The organism is Streptomyces sp. SID3212, assembly GCF_009865405.1.
Taxonomy (GTDB): domain Bacteria; phylum Actinomycetota; class Actinomycetes; order Streptomycetales; family Streptomycetaceae; genus Streptomyces.
On the sequence record NZ_WWJY01000944.1, the window covers coordinates 1 to 4,027 of the forward strand.

Annotated in this window: 5 protein-coding genes; 4 read left to right on the forward strand and 1 reads right to left on the reverse strand. The window is 71.1% G+C overall.

Annotation, left to right across the window (positions count from 1 at the left end):
- The coding region (locus tag GT042_RS28220) for a winged helix-turn-helix domain-containing protein (RefSeq protein ID WP_161311539.1) at positions 1–316 on the reverse strand (316 nt) is incomplete at its 3' end.
- A gap of 100 nt (positions 317–416) precedes the next feature.
- On the opposite strand from GT042_RS28220, the gene GT042_RS28225 reads away from it, so the two are divergent.
- The 4 genes from GT042_RS28225 (at position 417) to GT042_RS28240 (ending at position 3,906) form a co-directional block, all read left to right on the forward strand.
- On the forward strand, positions 417–1,085 hold the full coding sequence (locus tag GT042_RS28225) for a hypothetical protein (RefSeq protein ID WP_161311540.1): 669 nt from the start codon (positions 417–419) through the stop codon (positions 1,083–1,085).
- Entirely contained in the window at positions 1,082–1,846 is a 765-nt protein-coding gene (locus GT042_RS28230; protein WP_161311541.1) for a glycerophosphodiester phosphodiesterase, read from the forward strand. The genes GT042_RS28225 and GT042_RS28230 overlap by 4 nt, the downstream gene beginning before the upstream one ends.
- A 71-nt stretch (positions 1,847–1,917) precedes the next feature.
- On the forward strand, positions 1,918–3,276 hold the full coding sequence (locus GT042_RS28235) for an MFS transporter (protein ID WP_161311543.1): 1,359 nt from the start codon (positions 1,918–1,920) through the stop codon (positions 3,274–3,276).
- A 255-nt stretch (positions 3,277–3,531) separates the two neighbouring features.
- The gene (locus GT042_RS28240; RefSeq protein WP_161311542.1) at positions 3,532–3,906 is read left to right on the forward strand and encodes an RNA polymerase-binding protein RbpA; all 375 of its coding nucleotides are present in this window, start codon (positions 3,532–3,534) and stop codon (positions 3,904–3,906) included.
- Positions 3,907–4,027: the final 121 nt, after the last annotated feature.

Here is a 4,027-nt window from a genome sequence, read left to right on the forward strand (position 1 = left end):
GCAGCGGACTGCCCGCCGGGACCGCCGTCCAGCTGCCCGCGCCCCTGCGGGACTCCAGGAAGCCCTCGGCGCGCAGCGCCTCGTACGCGGCGGCCACCGTCGTACGGCTCACCGACAGCGCGACGGCCAGCTCCCGCTCGGCGGGCAGCCGCGCCGCGACCGGCACCCGGCCCTCCAGCACGAGCAGCCTGATCCCCTCGGCGAGCGCCCGGTACGCCGGCGGCCGACGGCTGTTCGGCCCGGCGGGCCGGTCGTGCTGCGCCTTGAGCTGCCGGGCGAGCTGCGCCGCGCCGACCGCAGAGGTCCACTGCGCCATAGAAGTCAGTCCACCTTCACCGGATTGGCCATGGTTGGCGGGGAGGAGCCAGCCACAGAGTGATGCGTACCAGTCCACCATCGCATCAGGAGGCCCCCTCATGTCCACCACCGCCGGCCTCCGGGGCGTCCGTCTCACCCGTCGGCTGCTCCAGCTCGCCACCGGACTCGCGCTGTACGGGGCGAGCGCGGCCCTGCTGGTGCGCGGCGGGCTGGGCCTGGAGCCGTGGGGAGTGCTGCACCAGGGGCTGTCCGAGCGCACGGGCCTGTCCATGGGGGTCGTCTCGATCATCGTGGGCGCCACCGTCCTGCTGCTGTGGATACCCCTGCGGCAGCGCCCGGGGCTCGGGACGGTCTCCAACGTCTTCGTGGTCGGCCTCGCCATGGACGCCACCCTCGCGCTCGTCCCCGACGCCCACGGCGCGCCCGCCAGGATCACCCTGCTGGTCGCGGGCATCGTCCTCAACGGCGCCGCCACCGGCCTGTACATCGCGGCCCGCTTCGGACCGGGCCCGCGCGACGGTCTGATGACCGGGCTGAACCGGGTGACCGGCCGCTCGATCCGGCTCGTCCGTACCTCCATCGAGATCGTTGTGGTGGCCACGGGCTTCGTCCTCGGCGGCTCGGTCGGGATCGGCACGGTGGCCTACGCGCTGGCCATCGGCCCCCTCGCGCAGCTCTTCCTTCGTGTCTTCGCCGTCCCCCCGGCGCCCGCACGCAGCCGCGCCGTCGCCGCCGGGTCACCGGAGCAGGCCATACTGCGGCCGTGACCCACCCACGCCATCCGTACCTGGACCACCCGGGCCCGATCCCGTTCGCCCACCGGGGCGGCGCGGCCGAAGGCCTGGAGAACACCGCCGCCGCCTTCCGCCGCGCGGACTCCCTCGGCTACCGCTACTTCGAGACCGACGTCCACACCACCGCCGACGGCCGTCTGGTCGCCTTCCACGACACCACCCTCGACCGGGTGACGGACGGGCACGGCCGGATCGCCGACCTCCCCTGGGACGAGGTGCGGCAGGCCCGCGTCGCGGGCAAGGAGCCGCTGCCCCTCTTCGCGGACCTGCTGGACGAATTCCCCGACGCCCGCTGGAACGTGGACATCAAGGCCGCCCCCGCGCTGGTCCCGCTGGTCGACCTGATCCGCAGGACGGGCAGCTGGGACCGGGTCTGCGTGGGGTCCTTCTCCGAGCGCCGGGTGGCCGCCGCGGCGCGGCTCGCGGGCCCCCGGCTGGCCACCTCGTACGGGGTACGGGGCGTGCTGGGCCTGCGACTCCGCTCGTACGGGGTCCCCTTCCCCGTACGGACGGGGGCGGTGTCCGCGCAGGTGCCCGAGGCGCAGAGCGGCATCCCGGTGGTGGACGAGCGCTTTGTACGGACGGCCCACGCGCGGGGTCTTCAGGTGCACGTCTGGACCGTCAACGAGGCGGATCGCATGGAGGCCCTGCTGGACCTCGGCGTGGATGGCATCATGACCGATCAACTGGAGACGCTGCGCACGGTGTTCACCGCGCGGGGAGCCTGGCACTGAACGCCGGGCCCCGCACACCGGGCGCCGCACGCCTGGAACTGATCGAGGGGGCGCGGGTGACCGCCGAGACCGTGGACCGTACCGAGGAGCCGGACGGGCCTGACGGGCCGGACGGGGTGCGCGACCGCAGGCGCGAGCAACGAGGCTGGTACTTCTACGACTTCGCCTGCTCCGTCTACTCCACGAGCGTGCTCACCGTCTTCCTCGGCCCGTACCTCACCTCGGTGGCCAAGGCCGCCGCCGACGCGGACGGGTTCGTGCACCCGCTGGGCATCCCCCTGCGCGCGGGGTCCGTCTTCGCCTACTCCGTCTCCGTGTCGGTCGTGGTGGCGGTGCTCGTGATGCCACTCGCGGGCGCGGTGGCCGACCGTACGGGACGCAAGAAGCCGCTGCTGGCGGCCTCCGCGTATCTGGGGGCGACCGCCACGGCCGGCATGTTCTTCCTGGACGGCGACCGGTATCTGCTGGGCGCGCTGCTCCTGATCGTGGCGAACGCGTCGCTGTCCGTCTCGATGGTGCTCTACAACGCGTTCCTCCCCCAGATAGCCGGGCCTGAGGAACGCGACGCCGTCTCCTCCCGGGGGTGGGCGTTCGGCTACACCTCGGGCGCCCTGGTGCTGGTGCTGAACCTCGTCCTGTACACGGGCCACGACTCGTTCGGCGTCTCGGAGTCGACGGCGGTACGGATCTGCCTCGCCTCGGCCGGCGTCTGGTGGGGCGCCTTCACCCTCGTCCCGCTGCGCCGGCTGCGGGACCGCGCGGTGCCCGGGCACGGCGAGGGGTCGGTCGGCACCGGCTGGCGGCAGCTGGTGAACACCCTCAAGGACATGCGCCGCCATCCGCTGACCATGTCGTTCCTGCTCGCCTATCTGGTCTACAACGACGGCATCCAGACGGTGATCTCACAGGCCTCGGTCTACGGCTCCGAGGAACTGGACCTGGACCAGACGACGCTGATCACGGCCGTGCTGCTGGTGCAGATCCTGGCCGTGGCGGGCGCGCTCGGGATGGGCAGGCTGGCCAGGTCGTACGGGGCCAAGCGGACCGTCCTCGTCTCCCTGGCGGTGTGGACGCTGATCCTGGGAGCGGGGTATTTCCTGCCGGCCCGGACGCCGGTGGCGTTCTACGCGCTCGCGGCAGCCATCGGTCTGGTGCTGGGCGGCAGCCAGGCGCTGTCCCGCTCGCTCTTCTCCCATCTGGTGCCGCGCGGCAAGGAGGCCGAGTACTTCTCCGCGTACGAGATGAGCGACCGGGGACTGAGCTGGCTGGGGCCCCTGGTGTTCGGGCTCGCGTACCAGCTCACGGGGAGTTACCGGGATGCGATCATCTCCCTGGTGGTGTTCTTCGTCCTGGGGTCCGTCCTGCTGGCGAGGGTGCCGGTGGGGCGGGCGATAGCCGCCGCCGGAAACCCCGTACCGGCACGGATTTAGACGTTGAAGTCAAAGGGCGGTAGTGTACGCGTTTGGCCTGCCGGGCGGACCGTTCCTGCGTAGTGGAGAAATGAATTCGCCGGGTGACATCTTCTGTCAGAGGTGACAAAGCGGTCACTGGTGGGTACAACAAGGGGCGGCACGACGGGCGACGCAAGACCCGGCACGGGAATCTTTACCGCGGACCGGACGTTGACCGGATGACGACGACAGCGACACCTGTCCTGTGGGCGACAAGCCCGGGAGGCACGATTCATGAGTGAGCGAGCTCTCCGCGGCACGCGACTCGTGGTTACCAGCTACGAGACGGACCGCGGCATCGATCTGGCCCCGCGCCAGGCGGTGGAGTACGCATGCGAGAACGGACATCGATTCGAGATGCCGTTCTCGGTGGAGGCGGACATCCCGCCGGAGTGGGAGTGCAAGGCGTGTGGCGCCCAGGCACTCCTGGTCGACGGAGATGGCCCCGAGGAGAAGAAGGGCAAGCCTGCGCGTACGCACTGGGACATGCTCATGGAGCGGCGCACACGCGAGGAGTTGGAGGAGGTGCTGGCCGAACGGCTGGCAGTCCTGCGCTCCGGCGCCATGAACATCGCCGTGCACCCGCGGGACAGCCGGAAGTCGGCCTGACCGCGAGCATGTAACCACCGCACAAAAGTCATAAGAGCGCACAACGCAGTAGAGCCACAGAACAGCCGATGGGCCCGACACACACCGTGTGCCGGGCCCATCGGCTGTCCCGCACCGTGTG